Below are 20444 nucleotides of genomic sequence, written 5' to 3'. Positions count from 1 at the left end.
CTGCGGAAGTGCAAAAATTCCTTGCCAGTTAAGCAAGGCAGCTTTGCATTGTTGCCGTGCAGTCGACGGGAGTCGATGGCGTGCTAAGGTCTGATCACCCATTGCGAAGGATACGTTTCCATGAGTTACACACTTGATCTTTCTGGCCGTGTGGCCCTGATCACCGGTGCTTCCAGCGGTCTCGGCACCCAGTTTGCCCGCACGCTGGCCGGTGCCGGCGCAGCGGTTGTGCTGGGTGGCCGTCGCATCGAGCGGCTCAAGGATTTGCGCTCGGAGATCGAGGCCTCAGGCGGCGATGCCCACGTGGTGTCTCTCGACGTGACACGTGTCGACAGCATCAGATCAGCGGTCGCTCACGCAGAGACCGAAGTCGGGCCCATCGACATCCTCATCAACAACTCCGGGGTGAGCACCACAGAGCGTTTGGTGGATGTCACCGAGGACGGTTACGACCACGTCTTCGGCACCAACACGCGCGGCGCATTCTTCATGGCCCAAGAGGTTGCCAAGCGCATGTTGGCCCGTGCCAAGGGCGCAGCACCGGGGGTCTTTGCAGGTGGCCGGATCATCAACATTGCCTCCGCGGCCGGTCTGCGCACCCTCCCTCAAATCGGGGTGTATTGCATGAGCAAAGCGGCTGTCATTCACATGACCAAGGTGATGGCGGCCGAGTGGGGGCGATTTGGCATCACCACCAACGCCATCTGCCCTGGCTACATCGACACGGAGATCAACCACCACCATTGGGAAACCGAAGGTGGGCAGAAGCTGATCAAGATGCTGCCGCGTCAACGCGTGGGTCATCCGAAGGATCTGGATGCGCTGCTGGTGATGCTGTGTTCGGCGCAGAGTGACTTCATCAACGGTGCGGTCATTTCCGCCGATGATGGCATGGCGGCGTCCTGACGCTTGAATTTGGCGGCGCAGGCCGTACTTGCTGCTGGTGGCACTTTTCACTTCACTGGCAGAACCCAAGCGAGCACACACCATGCGATTGGACATTCCTGAACACAAAATCCTTGTCCATGAGACGTCCTTACCCATCTTGTGGGGGGACATGGACAGCCTCGGCCATGTCAACAACACCGTCTACTTCAGGTACATGGAACAGGCGCGGGTGACGTGGATCGAGGCCATGACGGGCAGCATCAACGACGCCAAAGGGGGCCCAGTCATAGCCAATGCGTTTTTCAACTTCTACCGGCCGTTGGTTTTTCCAGGAGACTTGGTGGTGAAGTTGTATGTGGCCTCACCGGGTCGTACCAGCATTGACACGTTTGTGACGATTGAGCGGCGCGATGAGCCAGGCGAGCCCTACGCCGCGGGCGGTGCCACGCTTGTGTGGGTGAGCAGTGAGGATGGTCGCCCAGTGCCTTTGCCAGAGCCCATTCGGGCCCTGCAGGGCAAGGTGCCAGCACTGCCAGGTCAGGACAGGCCGCCCGCTTTGCCCAGTCACTGAGCCGCCCCCAGACACGGCCGTACATTCCCTGGCGTCGCTTTGCGTGGATACCCCTGTCGTTTTTCGGCCGGGTGTCTGGTTTTTCATGACATCCCGGTGTACGCTTTGAATGCTGCGACGCAGCATAAATAACCCCTGTTGCCAAGGAGTGTGTGGATGAACAAGGTCTATCCCGACGCCGCCAGTGCGCTGGCTGGGATCGTCAAAGACGGGCAGTTGCTCGCAGTAGGGGGCTTCGGCCTGTGCGGGATTCCAGAGGCGTTGATCGATGCCTTGCAGGCGTCCGGCGTCAAGGACCTGACGGTGATCTCCAACAACGCTGGGGTGGATGGTTTTGGTTTGGGCAAGTTGCTCAACACCCGCCAGATCAAGAAGATGATCTCCAGTTATGTCGGTGAGAACAAGGAGTTTGAGCGTCAGTACCTTGCTGGCGAGCTTGAACTGGAATTCACTCCGCAGGGCACGCTGGCCGAAAAGTTGCGTGCCGGTGGCGCAGGCATTCCCGCTTTCTTCACCAAGACCGGTGTGGGCACTCTGGTGGCCGAAGGCAAGGAAACCCGTGAGTTTGATGGTGAGCTCTATGTGATGGAGCGTGCGCTGGTGCCCGAAGTGGCGCTGGTGAAAGCCTGGAAGGCCGACAAGTCGGGCAATCTGATTTTCCGTCGCACCGCCCGCAACTTCAACCCTGCTGCAGCCATGGCTGGCAAGGTCACGATCGTCGAAGTGGAAGAAATTGTCGAAACCGGCAGCATCGATCCCGATGCCGTGCACTTGCCTGGCATTTACGTGCACCGCATCGTGCTCAATGCCTCACCTGAGAAGCGCATTGAGAAGCGTACCCTTCGTGAAACTGCTGGAGCCTGACCATGCCCTGGACCCATGATGAAATGGCGGCGCGTGCCGCGCAGGAACTGCAAGACGGCTTCTATGTGAACCTGGGCATCGGCTTGCCTACCTTGGTGGCCAACCATGTGTCCCCTGACATCGACGTGTGGCTGCAATCGGAAAACGGCATGCTGGGCATTGGTCCGTTTCCGACAGAAGATGAGGTGGACGCCGACCTGATCAACGCCGGCAAGCAGACGGTGACCGTGCTGCCTGGCTCGTCCATCTTTGGCTCGCATGAGAGTTTCGCGATGATCCGCGGCGGCAAGATCAACCTGTCCATCCTCGGGGCCATGCAGGTGTCCGAGAAGGGCGATCTGGCCAACTGGATGATCCCTGGCAAGATGGTCAAGGGCATGGGCGGCGCGATGGATCTCGTCGCTGGTGTCAAGCGCGTGGTGGTGCTCATGGAGCACAGTGCCAAGAATGGCGAACATAAGTTGCTGCAGCAATGCACATTGCCGCTGACCGGGGTGGGTGTGGTCGACCGCATCATCACCGAGTTGTGCGTTCTCGATGTGACGCCTGACGGGTTCAAGTGCGTGGAGCTGGCTCCGGGGGTGACCCCGGAAGAGGTTCGCACCAAGACCGGTGCGCATGTGCACCTGTCGCACCTCGAGGCTTGATCGGTGTAGTCTTGAACGGACGGCCCCTTGAGGGTGCGAGTTCAGCGAGCGCTGATGGAAGACACAAGGCTGCCTGCGGGCAGCCTTTTTCATGGTCGAGGCTCTGAGACAATCCCTCCCATGAACTGGATCATTCTCGCGCTGTTGTTGCTGAATCTGGCGGCGATCTTGTGGCTGGCATTGCGCCCCGCACGTTTCAACGATGACGCGATCGTCAAACTCGGGATGGATCTCAGTGCGGAATCGCGTCAGCGTTCGGAGCAGTTGAGTCGTGAGTTGCGCGATGAGGTCGCTCGCAGCGCGACCGGAACGCGGCAGGAGCTGGGGGCCACCCTGGCGCAGTTCCAGCAAACGTTGTTGGCGCAGCAGGGCGATACAACGCGAACCCAGAACGAGCTACTCGACAGTTTCCGTGTGCAGTTGGCCCGTTTGCAGCAAGGTCTGAGCGATAGCCTGCGAGATGCCACGCATCAACAGGGCCTGCAAGCCACAGCCTTGCGTGAGGCTCAGGCGATCGCTTTGGCACGCTTCAACGAGTCGCAAGAGTCAGCTTTACGTCGCCTGAGTGAGGCAGTGTCCGAGCAATTGCGAGTCTTGTCGGAGTCCAACGACCGTCGTTTGTCCGAAGTGCGCTCAACCGTTGAAACGAGACTGCAGGCCTTGCAGGCGGACAACGAGAGAAAGCTGGAGCAGATGCGTCAGACGGTGGATGAAAAGCTCCACGCCACACTGGAGGCGCGCCTTGGGGAGAGTTTCAAGCAAGTCGCCGAGCGTCTGGAGCAGGTCCATCGCGGCCTGGGCGACATGCAACGTCTTGCCAGCGATGTGGGCTCGCTCAACCGTGTGCTCAACAACGTCAAGACCCGAGGGATCTTTGGTGAAGTGCAACTGGCTGGCCTGTTGGAGCAGGTTTTCACGCCTGAACAATATGCCGTCAACGTCGAGACCGTGCCGGGGAGTGGCGCTCGGGTGGAGTTCGCCATTCGTCTGCCTGGCAAGGGTGGGGCGGGCGACGCGCCGCTGTGGCTGCCGGTGGACGCGAAGTTCCCACGTGAGGATTACGAGCGCTTGCTTGAGGCGCAGGACAAAGCTGACGTGGCGGGCGTCGATGCCGCAGCAAAAGCCCTGGAAATGCGCCTGCGTCAGGAAGCCAAAACCATCCGAGACAAGTACTTGGCCCCTCCCCACACCGCAGACTTTGCCATCTTGTTCGTGCCCACAGAGGGCTTGTACGCCGAGGCGTTGCGGCGCCCGGGCCTCGTTGAGTCTCTGCAGCGCGAATGCCGCGTGATGCTGGCCGGGCCCACCACCTTGCTCGCGACGCTCAACAGCCTGCAGATGGGTTTTCGCACGTTGGCACTGGAAAAACGTTCGTCCGAAGTTTGGCAGGTGCTGGGCGCGGTCAAGACCGAGTTCGGCAAGTTTGGCGATGTGTTGGCCAAGACCCGCAAAAAACTGGACGAGGCCAGCCACACGATCTCGTCCGTCGAAACACGTACCCGTGTCATGGGTCGCGCGCTCAAGCAGGTCGAAGCCATGCCGGACGCACAGGCGCAAGAACTGTTACCCGGGGAGCCTGACTCGGGTGAGGCGCCATCTCAGGACTGAGTCAGCACGGTCCCGGCGACAGCGCGAGCTCATTCCTTGGCTCCCGCAGCCAAGGCCCGATCATGCTGACGGCTTAGAGCATCTGCGGATGGCAACTGGTCTGCGTGGGTGGGCCATCCTTGCATGTGCTGCCTGACCAACTGGCTCAGGGCACGCATCCAGTCGAGTTGATCATTCAGGCAGGGAATGTAATGGAACACCTTGCCGTTGTTGTTCAGGAAGGCGGCCTTGCCTTCCATGGCAATTTCCTCCAGCGTTTCGATGCAGTCAGACACGAAGCCTGGGCAAATCACATCGACGCGTTCCGTACCTGCCTTGGCCAGAGCCTGCAGCGTGGGCTCGGTATACGGCTCGAGCCACTTTGCCTTGCCAAATCGACTTTGGAACGTCACGACATACTGCTCGCGACTCAACCCGAGTCGCTCTCCCAGCAGGCGACCTGTTTTCAGGCATTCACAGTGATAGGGGTCACCCAGATCCAGCGTGCGACGGGGCATGCCGTGAAAGCTCATCACCAACTTGTCTCTGGTTCCCAGTTGGCCGTTCTCCTGCCAATGGCGGCGCACCGTATTGGCCAGCGCTTCCAGATAGCCAGCGTCATCATGGAACCGATTGATGTGCCGTAACTCTGGCAAGAGGCGGGTTGAGCGTCCCCATGCGAACACTTCGTCCATGACGCTGGCGGTCGTTGCACCCGAATATTGCGGGTACAAGGGGACAACCAGCACACGGGTCGCGCCTTCAGCCTTGAGCGCGCTCAGGGCTTTGCCAATGGCGGGTTCGCCGTAGCGCATGGCGTGCCTCACCAGCACTTGATGGCCCGACTCTCCCAGAAAGCCTTGTAAGAGCTTGGTTTGCTTCTCGGTCCACACGCGCAAAGGCGAACCCTCTGGTGTCCAGATGCTCGCGTACTTGGCGGCGGACTTGCGCGGACGCACGCGCAGGATGATGCCGTGCAAAATCGGCTTCCACAGCAGGCGCGGAATCTCGACCACACGAGGGTCGCTGAGAAACTGCCCGAGGTAGCGGCGCAGGGCTGCGGTCGTTGGGGCTTCCGGTGTGCCCAGGTTGACCAGCAGCACCCCAGTTCGGGGTGCTTGTCCGTGTCGGAAAGCGGGTTCTGGCTGAGTGCTCATGGCTGCAGGTACTTCTTGTCGGCCAGTTGTGTCAATTCGCTGACGATGAGGCGGATATCGATGGGTTTGGTCCAGTATCCGGTGAATCCAGCCGATTTGGCTTGGGCGATGTCTTCGGGCATGGCGTCGGCCGAGCACATGTAAGCAGGTACGTTGGCCAGACCTGGCAGCTTGCGCAGCGCGGCCAACAAGGCTAACCCGTCCATGTCAGGCAGATGGGCATCAAGCACCAGTACATCCGGGATGGATTGGCTCACCTGCGCGATGGCCGTCTGCCCATCTTCGACCACGGTCACGGCGAGGCGTGTGTGGGGGCGCAAGGCCTCTTCGAACAGCATGGCGTTGATGCGGTTGTCTTCGACGTACAACACGCTCAACGGGGTCTGATCGAGTGGGTCTGGCGTGGTCGGCATGGGTTGTGGCAAAGACCTGTCCGAGGCTGGCTGAGGAGTTGAGGGTTCGGTGTCATCGTTTGTGAGTGGGTCCGCCGAGCCCCGGTTCAGGATAACGCTCATACGGGTACCGACACCCGGGCTGCTGCGGACCTGCAACTCGCCCCCCATTGCCTCAATCAATGAGCGCGTGATGATAAGGCCAAGACCTGACCCTTCAATGTGGGACATTTCTTTGCCCAGTCGCTCAAAGGGTTGAAACAGTCTGGCGAGTTGACTCTCGGTCATGCCGGGGCCATTGTCTTCTATGTGCAAGGCCCATTGTCCCGTGCTCAAAGGCTCCACTGTGAATCGCACCAAGCCACCGGCGTGGTTGTACTTGATGGCGTTGGAGCCCAGGTTCATCACAACCTGGCTGAGTCGTCGACGGTCAGCGTGCACGATGCAGCCCGGCGCAATGTCCGAAAGCAGGTTTACTCCTTGACGCGCTGAAAGGGGCCCCAGCATGCAAATCCCCCGCTGCACGATCTCGGACAGGCTGACCTTCTCGGTGCTGCACGCCAAGTGGCCGGTCTCGATCTTCTGGAGATCCAGTACGTCATTGACCAGGGCGGTCAGATGTTCGCAGGCGTCCAGAATGTGGCGAACGTAGCCCAGGTGTTCTTCCTTGTGTGGTGCGGGTGTCAATTGATGAAGCAACAACTGAGCGAACCCGCTGATCGCATTGAGCGGCGTGCGGATTTCGTGGCTCATGCGCGAGACAAACGCACTCTTGGCCGCGTTGGCAGCTTCAGCAGCCTGTTTGTCGCGCAGTGTCAACTCCGCCTTCTTGATGGGGGTGATGTCGCGCGCCACGAACAGGGTCTGCTTTTTGCCCATGGCCACCAACCGAGCTTCGAAGTGGCGCAAGACGCCATCGTTGGTGCGCAGGTCGTACTCCAGGCGCTGGGGCTGGCCGCTGTCTCTGAGTCGCTCCAGGGCGGCTTGCTGAAGTTGAGCCACGTCGGTCGGCAGCTCGTAGCCGATGGCGTGTTGCCGCAACTCCTCAATGGGGCGAATCAGCAGCGGGTGAGCTTCGTGCCCATCCACATAGTGGTTGTTTTCGTCCAGAACAAACCAGATGTCAGGCAGTGCTTCCAGCACAGCGCTGAGTCGGGCCTCGCTTTCTCGCAACTCTGCCTGCTGGCTGAGCAGTTGCTCCTGGGCGCAGCGCATGGCGATCTCGGTCTGCACTTGGCGCGTCACGTCACGGTTGGAGCCGCGGTAGCCCATGAAGTTACCCTGACGATCGAAGACCGGTAGACCGCTGATGCTGACAATGACACGTCCACGTGGTGTGTCTCGTTGTCCCAGCACATTGCTGAAAGGCTCGCGCCGCATGCGTGCCTCTTGGAATTGCGCCCACTGCCGGGCGTACTCCGCGCCAGGCAGAGGTTGATAAAAGTCCACACCCTTGCTGCCGATCTCGTATTCGGGGTCCAGGCCCAGATGCTGAACCATGCTGCTGGAGACCCAGACCAAGCGGCTTTCTCGGTCTGTCTCCCACAGCCAGTCTTGCCCAGCCAGGCTGGCCGTGCGCACGCGGGCGTCCATGCGCCGTGCGCGTTGCCTGTTCAGTTCGGCCGCCAACAAGGCGCTGGCAGCACAGGCCGCGTCGGCGAGGCCTGCCATTTGATCCGCTTGCCAATGGCGCACTTGCAGATCCATCACACACAGCGCGCCCAATACATGCCCCTCGACGACGAGAGGGAGTCCCGCATATGCGGTCGGCCATGCATCGTCAGGCAGGTGCGGGGGGGGCGTCAGGTCTCGGGTATCTGGGACCAACCAGAGTCCGTCACGATGCAGCATCTGGGTGCTCAGGGCGTGTTCTCGGCTCTGACGTCTTGGCAAGCTACCCACGCCAGCCAGCACCTGCACAGAATGCGCATCAATGAGGTGAATTGCCGCAAATGGGCTGCTGGTTTGCGTGGCTGCCAAGCGCGCCAGTGCTGCAAAAGCCGGAGGCGCTTCAGACGTTTCCAACAGGCGAGTGGCCTGCAGCAAGGCGACGCGTGCGTGTTCAGGTGAGGTCGGGCCAGACCAACTCATGCCGTGCGGCTCAAGTTCTGGATCTGCACGAAGGGCCGCAGTGGGGCGCGGGTGAAAAGCACGGGTCAGTACTGCGGCAAGGTGTCTGAGAAGCTGAGCACGTCAAATCGGATTTGTGTGCTGCTGGGGTCGTTGGGCGGTGCACCGAGTGCGATCACCCCGCTGCCATGAAGCGTGCACGTGCCGCGTCTCAAGGTCATCACCTGCTCATCGTGATCGAACTTGACGTGTGTACCGTTGTAGCTCAGATCGCTCAGATAAAGCTGGCCACTGTGGGACTCGATGCGCGCGTGGGAACGCGAGACGCGGGCATCGCTGACACAGAAATGGGCTTGCGGACTGCGACCCAGGATCACAGGCATGCTGGCGGTGGAGAACACCCGCTCCGTGCCCATCCAGATCAGGCGGATGCCGTCTGGCATGTCGGAGGGGAGGGTGTCAAACACGACAGTGGACATGGTGTCGCCAAAGCGACTGCGCTCCATGCGTACCACCGAAACCGGCTCTTTGCGCCCGCGCAAGTAGAGCTTGTCGATGCTGCGGAAGCGATCAAGGTGGTCCGAAGGCAGTTGGCGCAGCAGTTCGGCGGTTGTGAGCGTTTCGCTCTCACCGGCCAGATCAAGCAAGCGCGCCGCCACGTTGACCGCATCTCCAAAACAATCGCCATCAACCTCGACGGTTTCCCCCCAGGCAATCGCGATCTTCAGCTTGACCGGGCCGTCCTTGGATGTTGCGCCACCGTCACCAGGGGCCACGCGCTCGACGGACTCATGAAGTGAGGTGGATGCATCCACGGCACGCTCCGCGTTGTCGTAGACGGCCATCAGCCCGTCACCCAGCGTTTTGACCACACGCCCGCCTGCGCGCTCGATGATTTGACCCAGCAAGGCAAGGCTGTGGGTGACGAGGCGAGCGGCTTCCTTGTTGCCCAACTTCAGGTAGAGCGCCGTGCTGCTGCGCAGGTCGGCAAACAGGATGGCTCGTTCCGTCGTATTACCCATGAGGTGTGGTCCCGGTCAAGCTGCTGGCAACAGGTGTGAAGAAAACACGCATTCAGGGGTGAATTTAGCAGCACTCCATGAAAAAACCCGGCACGAGGCCGGGTTTGTGGTGCGCAGGGCACAAGGGCAATTGCCCAGCTTTACAGATTGTCCAAGTAGGTTCTGAGCTTGTCAGACCGTGAGGGATGCTTGAGCTTGCGGATCGCCTTGGCTTCGATCTGGCGGATGCGTTCGCGGGTGACGTCGAACTGCTTGCCCACTTCTTCCAGCGTGTGGTCGGTGGACATCTCGATACCGAAGCGCATGCGCAGCACCTTGGCTTCGCGTGGGGTCAGGCTGTCGAGGATGTCCTTGACCACGTCGCGCAGACCGGCCTGCATCGCAGCCTCGATCGGGGCGGTGTTGTTGGTGTCCTCGATGAAGTCACCCAGGTGGCTGTCATCGTCGTCGCCGATCGGGGTTTCCATGGAGATCGGCTCCTTGGCGATCTTCATGATCTTGCGGACCTTGTCTTCCGGCATTTCCATCTTCTCGGCCAGCGTCGGGGCATCGGGCTCGAAGCCGAATTCCTGCAGGTGCTGGCGCGAGATGCGGTTCATCTTGTTGATCGTTTCGATCATGTGAACCGGGATGCGGATGGTGCGGGCCTGGTCGGCGATCGAGCGCGTGATGGCCTGACGGATCCACCAAGTGGCGTAGGTCGAGAACTTGTAGCCGCGACGGTATTCGAACTTGTCCACCGCCTTCATCAGGCCGATGTTGCCTTCCTGGATCAGGTCGAGGAACTGCAGGCCGCGGTTGGTGTACTTCTTCGCGATCGAGATCACCAGACGCAGGTTGGCCTCGATCATTTCCTTCTTGGCATCGCGCGAGGCCTTTTCGCCCTCGTTCATGCGCTTGTTGATCTGCTTGAGGTCTTCAATGGGCACGACGGCCTTGGCCTGCAGGTCGATCAGCTTTTGCTGCAGTTCCTGGATGGCGGGCAGGCTGCGTCCCATGACGGCGCTGTAAGGCTTGCCCGCTTGCGATTCCTTGACCGCCCATTCCAGATTCAGGATGTTGGGCGGGAAGCTCTTGATGAACTGGTCTTGCGACATGCCGCACTTGTCGACCACGATCTTGCGCAGTTCGCGCTCGTAGCGACGGACGTCATCGACCTGACCACGGAGCAGGCCGCAAAGGCGTTCGATGATCTTGACCGTGAAGCGGATGGTCATCAGTTCATGGCTGATGGCTTCCTGGGCCTTGTTGTACGGGGCCGACTTGTAGCCGTCCTTCTCGAAGGCCTTGGCCATCTTGTCGAAGTTCGCGCGCAGGGCGTCGAACTTGACCAGGGCCTGGTTCTTCATTTCTTCGAGCTTCTTGGTCAGCGCTTTGGAGCCGCCGTTGCCGTCGTCGTCGTCCTCTTCGTCGAACTCGTCGAAGTCTTCTTCGGCCACGTAGTCGTCGGCTTCGTCAGCAGCCACGAAACCGTCCACCACCTCGGTGATGGGGGTTTCGCCAGCGCGGATCTTGTCCGCCATCTCGAGGATCTCGGCGATGGTGGTGGGCGAGGCCGAAATGGCCAGCATCATGGCCTGCAGGCCACCTTCGATGCGCTTGGCGATTTCGATTTCGCCTTCACGGGTCAGCAACTCGACCGTGCCCATTTCGCGCATGTACATGCGCACCGGATCGGTGGTGCGACCGAATTCCGAGTCCACGGTGGACAGGGCGGCTTCCGCGGCTTCTTCGGCTTCCTCTTCGGTGGCCGTCGACTGGGCGCTGTTGGAGATCAGCAGCGTGGCCGCGTCGGGGGCCTGTTCGTACACCGCCACGCCCATGTCGTTCAACATGGAGATGATGGCTTCGAGGATTTCGGCCTCGACCAGCTTCTCAGGCAAGTGGTCGTTGATTTCCTGGTGCGTCAGGAAGCCACGGGTCTTACCCAGTTTGATCAGGGTCTTGAGGTCCTGACGGCGTTTGTTGACCTCTTCTTCGGACAGGGCTGTGTCGTCGATGCCGAATTCACGCATCAGTGCGCGTTCCTTGGCGCGAGACACCTTCATGCGCAAGGGCTTGGCCTTGGGCTTGTCGTCACCCGCGGTGGCCTCGGCGGCTTCTGCCTCGGTGGCGTCGAGCTCGCCTTCGAGTTCGGCCTCCAGATCGCCTACGTCATCCTCATCGAACGCTGCAGCCTTCTTGGCCGATTTCTTCGCTGCAGGCGTCTCGGCACCTGCCGCAGCCTTGGGCTTGCGACCACGCTTTTTGGGTTCAGCGGCGGCGGCTTCAACGGTGTCGGCTTCCACGGCCTTGGCGACGCGCTTCACTTTGGAGACTTTCTTCTCTGGCTCGTCGGTTTCAGGGGTGGCTGTCGTCACAGCGGATTTCGCGGCTTTTTTCGCGGTCATGCGCTTCCTCGGGAGAGATTGCAGGGGCTTGTCCAACCCTCCATTATCGCGCAAGCGATGGAGAGCGTCAAAAATGGGGCGAGATCGAGGGGCGTCAGGCGGCGTCCGGCGGTCCTCACCCTGATATGGGGCGGTGCTGGCTGATTTCAAGTTTCATTTGGTTGGTGAGGCGAATCAGCTCCATTTTTCTGTTTTCTGCGGCTTCGGAGAGTTCCTCGCCAGACTGCAGCAGCATCTTCAATTCTTCACTGAGGGCCACCAACTCCAGGGGACGAATCAGGTTGATCAGGCTGGTCACGGTGTCCTGATCGTCTGGCAGTTCATGAAAATGCGCGATACGGCGTGCCAGCGCTTTGAAGTGCGCCGTCTCGGCGTGGGAGGGCGCCTCCTCCGGGTCGTTGGTCATTTGGTGCGTCAACGCGTCACGACTCAAGGGCCCATGGTGGAGCACGGTTTGGTCCAGCCATCGGAAGAACTCGCCGTAGGGCGCCGCTTGGTCGCACAGAAGGTCTTGCGTCGGGCTGGGCAATTGCTCCCAAAAGTCGCTGTGGGAGATCAGCGCCCAGACAATGCGGTCGAGCGGGGTGGCTGCTTGTGGCACGGGTCGTTGCACGACCGGGCTGCCACGGCTTTGCCAGCGCGAGTTGCCGCCGTTTTTCCAGGGTTTCCAGGGTTGGCCATCGCGGCGACGTGCCGGTTCGGGCGGGGTGTAGGGCTGCATGTCCTGCTCGACATACACGTCGGCCCAGGCGTCATTGCCGCCGTCGGGTTCGAAGGTGGGGACATGGCGGTCGTCGTGTGGTCCTGTCGAGCCACCTTCGTCAGGATCGAACGCCGGAGGTGTGCCGTCATGACTGCGCATGCGGTCGCCACTACTGCGCTGTGCAGGCACTGGCCTCTGTGTCGAGGGCTGGTGGTCCGCGATCCGGCGGCGCACCTCCTCCGGTGAGGTGCGGGCCATGTGAGCCAGGTCGTCGGCAATCAAGCCCTTGAGTGCGCCGTCGGGGAACTGGGCAATCAGCGGTATGGCCTGCACCAGCAGGCGAGCACGGCCCTCGGCGCTGTCGAGGTCGCAGTCGGCACTGGCGTGCTCCAGTACCTGGCGGGACAGGGGGACAGCCTTCTTGATGCAGGCCTCAAAGGCTTCCGGGCCGAACTCCCGAATGTAGCTGTCCGGGTCGTGCTCGGCTGGCAAGAACAGAAAGCTGATGCGTCGGGTATCGGTGGCGTGCGGCAGCACGGCCTCCAGGGCGCGACCTGCGGCCCGGCGACCGGCGGCGTCGCCGTCGAAGCTGAAAACCACTTGATCGGTGAAGCGAAACAGCTTCTGAGCGTGCTCGGCCGTGCAGGCCGTGCCAAGTGTGGCCACGGCATTGCCATAACCCCACTGTGCCAGTGCCACCACGTCCATGTAGCCCTCAGTGACAATGGCGTAGCCCTTGTTGCGCAAGGCCGCGCGACCCTCGAACAAACCGTAGAGCTCGCGACCTTTGACGAACACGGGCGTCTCAGGGGAGTTCAGGTACTTCGGCTCGCCTTTGTCCAGAACGCGGCCACCAAAACCAATGACCTGACCTTGCGGATTACGGATCGGAAACATGATCCGATCACGGAAGCGGTCGTATCGCTTGCCTTCTGCTTCGCCGTCCTGTGCCTCGTGGCTGACGACCAGCCCGGACTCCACCAACAAGGGGTCATCGTATTTGGGGAACGCGCTGGCCAGGCCGCGCCAGCTGTCCGGTGCGTAGCCCAGGGCAAAGCGGGCCGCGATCTGTCCGCTGAGCCCACGTGCTTTCAGGTAGTCGATGGCGCGTTGGCTCTTCTTGAGTTGCTGCTTCCAGTGCTGGGCCGCCGTGGCCATCACGTCGGTCAGGGAGTTTTGCTTCTCTTTGACCTGCTTCTGGCGCTCGCGCTCTTGTGGGCTGATGTCCTCGTCGGGCACCTGCATGCCCTGCATCTGGGCCAAATCCTTCACGGCGTCGACGAAGCCCAGGCCTCCATACTCCATCAGGAACCCGAGGGCGTTGCCATGTACGCCGCAGCCGAAGCAGTGATATGTCTGCCGCGAAGGGCTGACAATGAAGCTCGGTGTTTTTTCGCCGTGGAACGGGCACAGGCCCTTGTAGTTGATGCCGGCCTTCTTCAGGGTGACGTAGCGGCCCACGACGTCGGCGACATCGGTGCGGGCAAGCAGATCCTGAATGAACGACTGAGGGATCACGGTGCTGGCGACATGAGGGGTAAAACGACCCGAACGGACGATCAGAACGCAACGGCCCCGACGCAGCAGGGCGGCGGGGCCGTTGAGGTCAGCCTGCAGGCAGGCTGAGGGGGCGCTTACTTGGTGAGAGCTTCCAGGGCGCGCGCCGTGATGTCGTCAACGGAGCCCAGACCTTCGATCTTGCGATACTGCGGTGCCTCGGCATCGCCGGTGGCGGCCCACTGACCGTAGTAGTCAACGAGAGGGCGGGTTTGCTGATGGTAGACGTCCAAGCGCTTGCGCACGGTTTCTTCCTGGTCGTCGTCACGTTGGATGAGCTCTTCACCGGTGACGTCGTCCTTGCCAGCGACCTTGGGCGGGTTGAACACGACGTGGTATGTGCGACCGGAGGCCACGTGGACACGGCGACCGCTCATGCGCTCAATGATGGCGCTGTCTGGGACGTCGATTTCCAGCACGTAATCGATCTTGACGCCAGCCACCTTCATGGCTTCGGCTTGAGGAATGGTGCGTGGGAAGCCGTCGAAAAGGAAGCCATTGGCGCAGTCCGCTTGCTGGATGCGCTCCTTGACCAAGCCGATGATGATGTCATCGCTCACCAGGCCGCCCGCATCCATGACCTTCTTGGCGGCGAGACCCAACTCGGTGCCAGCCTTGACGGCGGCACGCAGCATGTCACCCGTCGAGATCTGCGGAATGCCAAATTTCTGGCACAGAAAGGCCGCTTGCGTGCCTTTGCCGGCGCCGGGCGCGCCCAACAGAATCAGTCTCATGTAAATCCTCGGTGTCCGATGAAGCTGCCGCCCGAGCGATATCGGGCAGCATTAACAAGCTCGGAGGATATCACGCATACCCCCTCGCTCAGGTGGGGCATGTGGACAGTCTTCTACAAGACTCCCAGGTTCATGCACCAAAAAGGGCACGGACGCGGGCCAGATCCTCCGGTGTGTCGACGCCTGCACCGGGCGCATGGGGCGTGATGTGAACGGCAATGCGCTCGCCATGCCAGAGAACGCGCAACTGCTCCAGCGACTCGAGTCGCTCCAGCGGGCTGACCGCGAGTTGGGGGAAGCGTCGCAGGAAGCCCGCACGGTAGCCGTAAATGCCGATGTGGCGCAGGGGTGTGTCTGCGCCATCGGCGGGTTGTCCGGCCATCGGAGCGTCGCGCCACCAAGGAATCGGCGCGCGCGAGAAGTACAGCGCCCTACCTTGTGCATCGGTCACCACTTTCACCACGTTGGGGTTTCCAAAATGGGCAGGGTCTTCGATGGGGTGTGCTGCAGTGCTGACCACGCAATCCGGGCGCTGCGTCAGTTGTGCTGCGCAGGCATCGATCAGATGCGGGTCGATCAGGGGTTCGTCGCCTTGCACGTTCACGACCGCATCATCACCTTCAAGTCCCAGCAACTCGCAGGCCTCTGCCAGACGGTCGCTGCCGGTGGGGTGATCGGCACGGGTCATCACACAGGCAACGCCATGCGCTTGGCAAGCCGCCTCGATGCGCTCATTGTCGGTCGCGACCACCACCTGGCTCGCGTGGCTTTGCGCCGCCCGCTGTGCAACGCGCACCACCATGGGCAGGCCAGCGATGTCTGCCAGAGGCTTGTCCGGCAGGCGGGTGGATGCCAGCCTCGCGGGGATCAGGATGGTGAAGCTCATGATCAGGCCTCCGGCACGGCGCCTGGGTCGATGGGCTGGTCTTGTTCGTCCAGCGCCAAGGCCTCGTTTTCAAGCATCACGGGGATGCCGTCACGGATAGGGAAGGCCAGGCGGTCTGCGCGGCAGATCAGGTGGTCTGCCAGGGGCGGGCGGTGAAGGGGGCCTTTGCAGACCGGGCAAACCAGCAGTTCGATGAGGCGAGTGTCCATGACAGGAGCAGTCAAGTGAGCGGCGTCACCGTTGGGTTGACGCGCGAGTGTCGGAGGGGGAGGCGGTTGAGGGCCGCATCCAGTTGGGCCCAGAAGGCTTGTTCAGGGCAGAAGTCTAGCCCCGCCACCCAGACTCGTGTGCGAGGGCGCATCTGTTGTAGCCGGATGGGGTCCAACTTGATGGCGTCTTTTTCGGTCACGATCAAGTCGATGTCCGCATCGTCCCATGGCAATTGGGCAAAGTCGGCGTGATCGGCCAAAGGGATGCCCTGCACTCGGTAATGGAGCGCGGTCAGTGCGTCAAAAAAGCGCTGAGGCTGGGCAATGCCGGCCAGGGCCAGGACAGTTGCGCCGGGGGGAGGAGGCTTGCTGTCGATCGAGGCACGATCTGCCGCCCACCAATGGCTCAGGCTGCGCAGAGGGGCCATGGTGCGCTGTGCCGTGAAGCCGCTCAAGGGTGTGCTGGCTGTGGCGGCGTTGTAGAGCACCAGCGGTGGTGTGCGCAAACCCGGTGTGTCAGGGGTGGTGATGGGTTCACGCAGCGGCCCTGCCGGCAGCAGCCAGCCGTTGCCTTGGCCACGCTCATCAAACACGATGATCTCGATGTCTCGCTGCAGTGCCAGATGCTGCAGCCCGTCATCACACACCAGAATGTCGATTTCGGGGTGGGCGTCCAGCAGTGCCCGCCCACCTTGGGCACGATGGCGCGCGATCGCCATGGGGGCATGGGTGCGGCGCCAGATCAGCAAAGGCTCATCTCCGGTGTCGGTGGCCTCCAATTGCGCATGGGTCCGCTCATCCAGGATGCGGTGTGGTAGCGTGTCCTGCCGGGCCTTATAGCCGCGGGTCAGAACTCCGGGGCGCAGGCCGCGAGCCTGGAGGTGCTGCAAGAGGGCAATGGTGGTGGGGGTCTTGCCGGCCCCCCCCACAATTCGGTTGCCGACCACAATCACAGGCACGGGCAGGCGTGTCGAGGCCAGCCAGCCGCGGTGGTACGCCAATCGTCGCACCCACACCAGAACGGCCATGAGGCAGGACAGCGGCCACAGCAAGTACGCCATTGGGCCGCGCCGCAACCAAGCGCGTTGGAGATGCTCTGCGAGGAGGCTCATGGGGGCGACGTCGGGGCGGGGCGCCTGGGCGCGCTCAAGGTGCGAGTCAAGGCTCAGACTTGGCTGCGCCGTCGTGCTGACCTTGTGTCGCAAAGGTCAATTGGGTCAGTCCCACACGCCGCGCGGCGTCCATCACGTTGATGACGCTCTGGTGGGATGCCTGGGCATCGGCATTGATGATCACCACGGTGTTTTTGGCGTTGCCTGCAACTTGGGCCAGGCTGGCCGCCAGGGTCTCAATGCCTCGACCCGCCAGCATGCGTTGATTGACCATGTAACGGCCATCAGCGGCCACAAGCACCATGATCTCGGCTGGGCGAGCCTTGGTGGCCTGCGCATTGGCCGTAGGCAGGTTGATCTTCAGTTCGGAAACTTTCGAATAGGTGGTCGTCAGCATCAGGAAGATGAGGATGACCAAGAGCACGTCAATGAAGGGGATCAGGTTGATTTCCGGATCCTCCGGCGGGCGTCGCTTGCGGAAATGCATCGCCATGGCTGTGAGCCTCAACCGCCGTTGCGCTTGCCTGGCAGGCGCACCAAGTGCTGGAGCATGCGCTCCGCAGCTTCCTCCATGTCCATGACATACCCGTCAATCCGTGTGCGGAAATGGCGGTGGCAGATCAAGGCTGGTATGGCAACGATCAAACCGAAGGCGGTGTTGTAGAGGGCGATAGAGATGCCGTGCGCCAGGGCTGTGGGGTCTGCTCCCACGCCGTTCGCGCCCCCGGAGGCACCGAAGATCTCGATCATGCCAATCAAGGTGCCCAGCAGACCCAGCAGTGGCGCTGCGCTCGCAATGGTGCCGATGGCATTCAGGTAGCGCTCCATGTCATGGACAGCTTTGCGGCCGCCCACTTCGAATGCCATGCGCAATTTCTCTTCGCTGATGCGCGGGTCGGCTGAAGCGGCACTCAAGCCCTCGGCCAGCAGTTGACCCAATACCGAGTTGTCTGCGAGCTTCTCAATGGTGTCTGCGTTCGGCAGGCCGCCGCGTGTGACGGTGATCACCTCATCTACGAGCCTGGGTGGGATGACGCGACTGGGGCGCAGGCTCAGGAAGCGCTCGACGATCAGGGCGAGGCCCACAATGGAGCAAAGGACCAGTGGGATGATGGGCCAGCCGGCAGCTTGTAAGATCGACAGCAACGAAAGACTCCCTGTGAACGCGTTCGTGGGCGGACTTGGTGAAGCGTTGATTATGGGCTGGAAAATTGGCCTGCCGCCCTCCGGTCACGCGCTGTTTCATCCCCTGGATTTTCCCTGGGTGCGAGGTGAAGTCATCCACCGATCCTGTGGATAACTTTGTGGGTAAGCCGTGTTTCGTGTCGCCAGAGCCCCGAAAATACGCGCGAAACCTTGGTTTGCTTAAATTTTGAGCAGTGCAAAACATATATGAATCAACGACTTATGACGTTGTGGGGTGGTTTTCCCATAGGGGGTAGGTGCCTGCAGGGGTATCTGCCCTGCTGTGGACTTGTGATTTGGACGATGTTCGATTGGGGGGCTTTGTGAGCCGATGGGGGGAGCCTGGTGAGCAGTCCCTGGCGAGGGTGTGGGGCGTGGCGGCGCTGGTCCAGGCCATTGGTGACAGTTTGGCCGCCCGCTTTGCGGGGTGTGTGGTGCGAGGTGAAATCAGTGGTTTCACGCGCGCGGCCAGCGGACACGGCTATTTCACGCTCAAGGACGAGCGGGGGCAGGCGTCTTTGCGGTGTGCGATGTTCCGTCGATCCCTCTCGCAGGTCGATTTCCAGCCCACGGAAGGGATGCTGGTGGAGGCGCGCGGCAATCTCGCGGTGTATGAGGCGCGGGGCGAGTTGCAGTTGGTGGTCGAGGGCTTGCAGCGTGCCGGTGCTGGCGCTTTGTATGAGCAGTTCCTGCGACTGAAGGCGCGACTGGAGTCCGAGGGTTTGTTCGATGCGGCGCGCAAGCGCTCGGTGTCTGCCTATCCAAGGCGCATTGGTGTGGTGACGTCCTTGGCCGCTGCCGCTTTGCAAGATGTGCTCACAGCGCTGGCGCGCCGGGCGCCTCACGTCGAGGTGGTTGTTGCGCCTGCGGCAGTGCAAGGCGTGGAGGCTCCGGCACAGTTGGTGCAGGCTCTTGCCGCCTTGACATTGGCTCACCATGGTGGCCTGACCCTGGATGCTGTCATCGTGTGTCGGGGGGGCGGCTCGATGGAGGACCTGTGGTCCTTCAACGATGAGAGGGTGGTGCGCGCGGTGGTGGGGTGTCCGGTACCGGTCATCAGTGGTGTGGGCCATGAGACCGATATCACTTTGGTGGATTTTGCCGCTGACTTGCGAGCCCCCACTCCGACGGCGGCTGCCGAGATGGTGGCGCGTGACCTTGGCGATGCGCGCGCGCAGCTGGATGCTTTGGCGCAGCACCTTTCGCGCCGGGTTGGGCAGCGCCTGGACGGGCAGGCGCAGCGCCTGGACCAGCTCGCCTTCCGCATGGCGAGGCCGTCTCAGCGGCTGGGGCAGCAGGGCCAGCGCTTGCATGTGCTGGATCACCGTATGTTGGCGGCACTGCAGCGGCGCGTACAGGACGCTGGTCAGACCTTGCCTGGACTGCAGTCGCGCATGTCTCGTGCGGTGGGCATCCAACTGACGCAAGCTCGGGCTCGTGTCGTGTCGCGCGGTGAGCGGCTGGAGGCTTTGAGTCCGCAGCGCGTGCTTGAGCGCGGATACGCCTGGTTGGCGGATGAGGCGGGGCATGCGATCACAAGCGTCGGGCAGGCGCAGGCCAACCAGGCGGTGTCGGCGGTCCTTGCCGATGGCGTGTTGCACTTGCGCGTCACAGATGCGGACGCCCCGGTCGAAACTGAATCGGCGATAAGCCCTGCGCATTGACGGGCCATGCGGGCGCATGCGAGAGACGCTGCTGGCTGTGCCTACAATCGTGACCGATATCAACCCCAATCAGGAAACGCACCATGGCACATACGCTTCCCCCACTGCCGTACGCTCAAGACGCTCTGGCTCCGCACATCAGCGCCGAGACTTTCGAGTACCACTACGGCAAGCACCATCAGGCTTACGTCACGAACCTGAACAACCTGATCCCGGGCACCGAGTTCGAGAGCCTGTCTCTGGAAGAGATCGTCAAAAAGTCCAGCGGTGGCATCTACAACAACGCCGCTCAAGTGTGGAACCACACCTTCTTCTGGAACTGCATGAAGCCGAACGGTGGCGGCGCTCCGACCGGCAAGCTGGCTGACGCCATCAACGCCAAGTTCGGTAGCTACGACGCTTTCAAGGAAGCCTTCACCAAGTCGGCCGTGGGCAACTTCGGTTCCGGCTGGACCTTCCTGGTCAAGAAGGCCGATGGCACGGTGGACATCGTCAACATGGGCCCGGCCGGCACCCCGCTGACCACGGGTGACACGGCTCTGCTGACCATCGACGTGTGGGAGCATGCCTACTACATCGATTACCGCAATGCCCGCCCGAAGTTCGTGGAGACTTTCCTGAACAGCTTGGTGAACTGGGACTTCGCTGCCAAGAACTTCGGTTGATTCCAGACGTTTTGTGCATCAAAGCCGGGCTTGTCCCGGCTTTTTATTTTGTTTTTGTGGAATTTGTTCGCCCTGCGGACGGGGGTTGAAAAGTTTTGCCCGACGTGGCAGCACGGACTCCGCTTCGGTGCTACATTGACT

At 61.5% G+C, this 20444-nt stretch carries 18 protein-coding genes; 7 read left to right on the top strand and 11 right to left on the bottom strand.

What is annotated here, in order from left to right:
* The first annotated feature begins 120 nt into the window (after nucleotides 1–120).
* From WIT60_RS02535 to WIT60_RS02515, 5 genes are all read left to right on the top strand, one after another.
* Entirely contained in the window at nucleotides 121–906 is a 786-nt protein-coding gene (locus WIT60_RS02535) for an SDR family oxidoreductase (RefSeq protein WP_339582385.1), read from the top strand.
* A 151-nt stretch (nucleotides 907–1057) separates the two neighbouring features.
* On the top strand, nucleotides 1058–1459 hold the full coding sequence (locus WIT60_RS02530) for an acyl-CoA thioesterase (protein ID WP_339582384.1): 402 nt from the start codon (nucleotides 1058–1060) through the stop codon (nucleotides 1457–1459).
* Between the two features lie 156 nt (nucleotides 1460–1615).
* The gene (locus tag WIT60_RS02525) at nucleotides 1616–2323 is read left to right on the top strand and encodes a CoA transferase subunit A (RefSeq protein WP_339582383.1); all 708 of its coding nucleotides are present in this window, start codon (nucleotides 1616–1618) and stop codon (nucleotides 2321–2323) included.
* Between the two features lie 2 nt (nucleotides 2324–2325).
* On the top strand, nucleotides 2326–2970 hold the full coding sequence (locus WIT60_RS02520) for a CoA transferase subunit B (protein WP_339582382.1): 645 nt from the start codon (nucleotides 2326–2328) through the stop codon (nucleotides 2968–2970).
* 120 nt (nucleotides 2971–3090) lie between these two features.
* The gene (locus WIT60_RS02515; RefSeq protein WP_339582381.1) at nucleotides 3091–4578 is read left to right on the top strand and encodes a DNA recombination protein RmuC; all 1488 of its coding nucleotides are present in this window, start codon (nucleotides 3091–3093) and stop codon (nucleotides 4576–4578) included.
* A 29-nt stretch (nucleotides 4579–4607) separates the two neighbouring features.
* Here WIT60_RS02515 and hemH read toward each other — a convergent pair whose 3' ends face one another.
* From hemH to WIT60_RS02460, 11 genes are all read right to left on the bottom strand, one after another.
* On the bottom strand, nucleotides 4608–5714 hold the full coding sequence (hemH, locus tag WIT60_RS02510; protein WP_339582380.1) for a ferrochelatase: 1107 nt from the start codon (nucleotides 5712–5714) through the stop codon (nucleotides 4608–4610).
* Nucleotides 5711–8197: a PAS domain-containing hybrid sensor histidine kinase/response regulator gene (locus WIT60_RS02505; protein WP_339582379.1), complete on the bottom strand. Its 2487-nt coding sequence runs from the start codon at nucleotides 8195–8197 to the stop codon at nucleotides 5711–5713. The genes hemH and WIT60_RS02505 overlap by 4 nt, the downstream gene beginning before the upstream one ends.
* A gap of 65 nt (nucleotides 8198–8262) precedes the next feature.
* Nucleotides 8263–9198 (bottom strand): adenylate/guanylate cyclase domain-containing protein, encoded by a 936-nt coding sequence (locus tag WIT60_RS02500; protein WP_339582378.1) that lies wholly within the window; start codon nucleotides 9196–9198, stop codon nucleotides 8263–8265.
* A 140-nt stretch (nucleotides 9199–9338) separates the two neighbouring features.
* Nucleotides 9339–11588: an RNA polymerase sigma factor RpoD gene (gene rpoD, locus WIT60_RS02495; RefSeq protein WP_339582377.1), complete on the bottom strand. Its 2250-nt coding sequence runs from the start codon at nucleotides 11586–11588 to the stop codon at nucleotides 9339–9341.
* A 115-nt stretch (nucleotides 11589–11703) separates the two neighbouring features.
* A complete protein-coding gene (gene dnaG / locus WIT60_RS02490; RefSeq protein ID WP_339582376.1) occupies nucleotides 11704–13809 on the bottom strand; it encodes a DNA primase in 2106 nt (701 codons plus the stop codon).
* A gap of 116 nt (nucleotides 13810–13925) precedes the next feature.
* Entirely contained in the window at nucleotides 13926–14582 is a 657-nt protein-coding gene (adk, locus tag WIT60_RS02485) for an adenylate kinase (protein WP_339582375.1), read from the bottom strand.
* Between the two features lie 130 nt (nucleotides 14583–14712).
* Nucleotides 14713–15468 carry a 3-deoxy-manno-octulosonate cytidylyltransferase gene (gene kdsB, locus WIT60_RS02480; RefSeq protein WP_339582374.1) on the bottom strand — a complete coding sequence of 252 codons (756 nt, stop codon included), beginning with the start codon at nucleotides 15466–15468 and terminating at the stop codon, nucleotides 14713–14715.
* 2 nt (nucleotides 15469–15470) lie between these two features.
* On the bottom strand, nucleotides 15471–15677 hold the full coding sequence (locus WIT60_RS02475) for a Trm112 family protein (RefSeq protein WP_339582373.1): 207 nt from the start codon (nucleotides 15675–15677) through the stop codon (nucleotides 15471–15473).
* A gap of 11 nt (nucleotides 15678–15688) precedes the next feature.
* On the bottom strand, nucleotides 15689–16789 hold the full coding sequence (gene lpxK / locus WIT60_RS02470; protein WP_339582372.1) for a tetraacyldisaccharide 4'-kinase: 1101 nt from the start codon (nucleotides 16787–16789) through the stop codon (nucleotides 15689–15691).
* A gap of 46 nt (nucleotides 16790–16835) precedes the next feature.
* The gene (locus tag WIT60_RS02465; RefSeq protein ID WP_339582732.1) at nucleotides 16836–17276 is read right to left on the bottom strand and encodes an ExbD/TolR family protein; all 441 of its coding nucleotides are present in this window, start codon (nucleotides 17274–17276) and stop codon (nucleotides 16836–16838) included.
* Between the two features lie 17 nt (nucleotides 17277–17293).
* Complete coding sequence (locus tag WIT60_RS02460) at nucleotides 17294–17935, bottom strand: MotA/TolQ/ExbB proton channel family protein (RefSeq protein WP_339582371.1); 642 nt, start codon at nucleotides 17933–17935, stop codon at nucleotides 17294–17296.
* A gap of 362 nt (nucleotides 17936–18297) precedes the next feature.
* On the opposite strand from WIT60_RS02460, the gene xseA reads away from it, so the two are divergent.
* Both xseA and sodB read left to right on the top strand, forming a co-directional pair.
* Complete coding sequence (gene xseA, locus WIT60_RS02455) at nucleotides 18298–19638, top strand: exodeoxyribonuclease VII large subunit (protein WP_445207643.1); 1341 nt, start codon at nucleotides 18298–18300, stop codon at nucleotides 19636–19638.
* A gap of 83 nt (nucleotides 19639–19721) precedes the next feature.
* Entirely contained in the window at nucleotides 19722–20303 is a 582-nt protein-coding gene (gene sodB, locus WIT60_RS02450) for a superoxide dismutase [Fe] (RefSeq protein WP_339582369.1), read from the top strand.
* The last annotated feature ends 141 nt before the right edge of the window (nucleotides 20304–20444 follow it).

The organism is Aquabacterium sp. G14 (assembly GCF_037482285.1).
Taxonomy (GTDB): Bacteria; Pseudomonadota; Gammaproteobacteria; order Burkholderiales; family Burkholderiaceae_C; genus Aquabacterium.
Note: the sequence above shows the minus strand (reverse complement) of the source record. Positions and strands in the feature narration are given on the sequence as shown.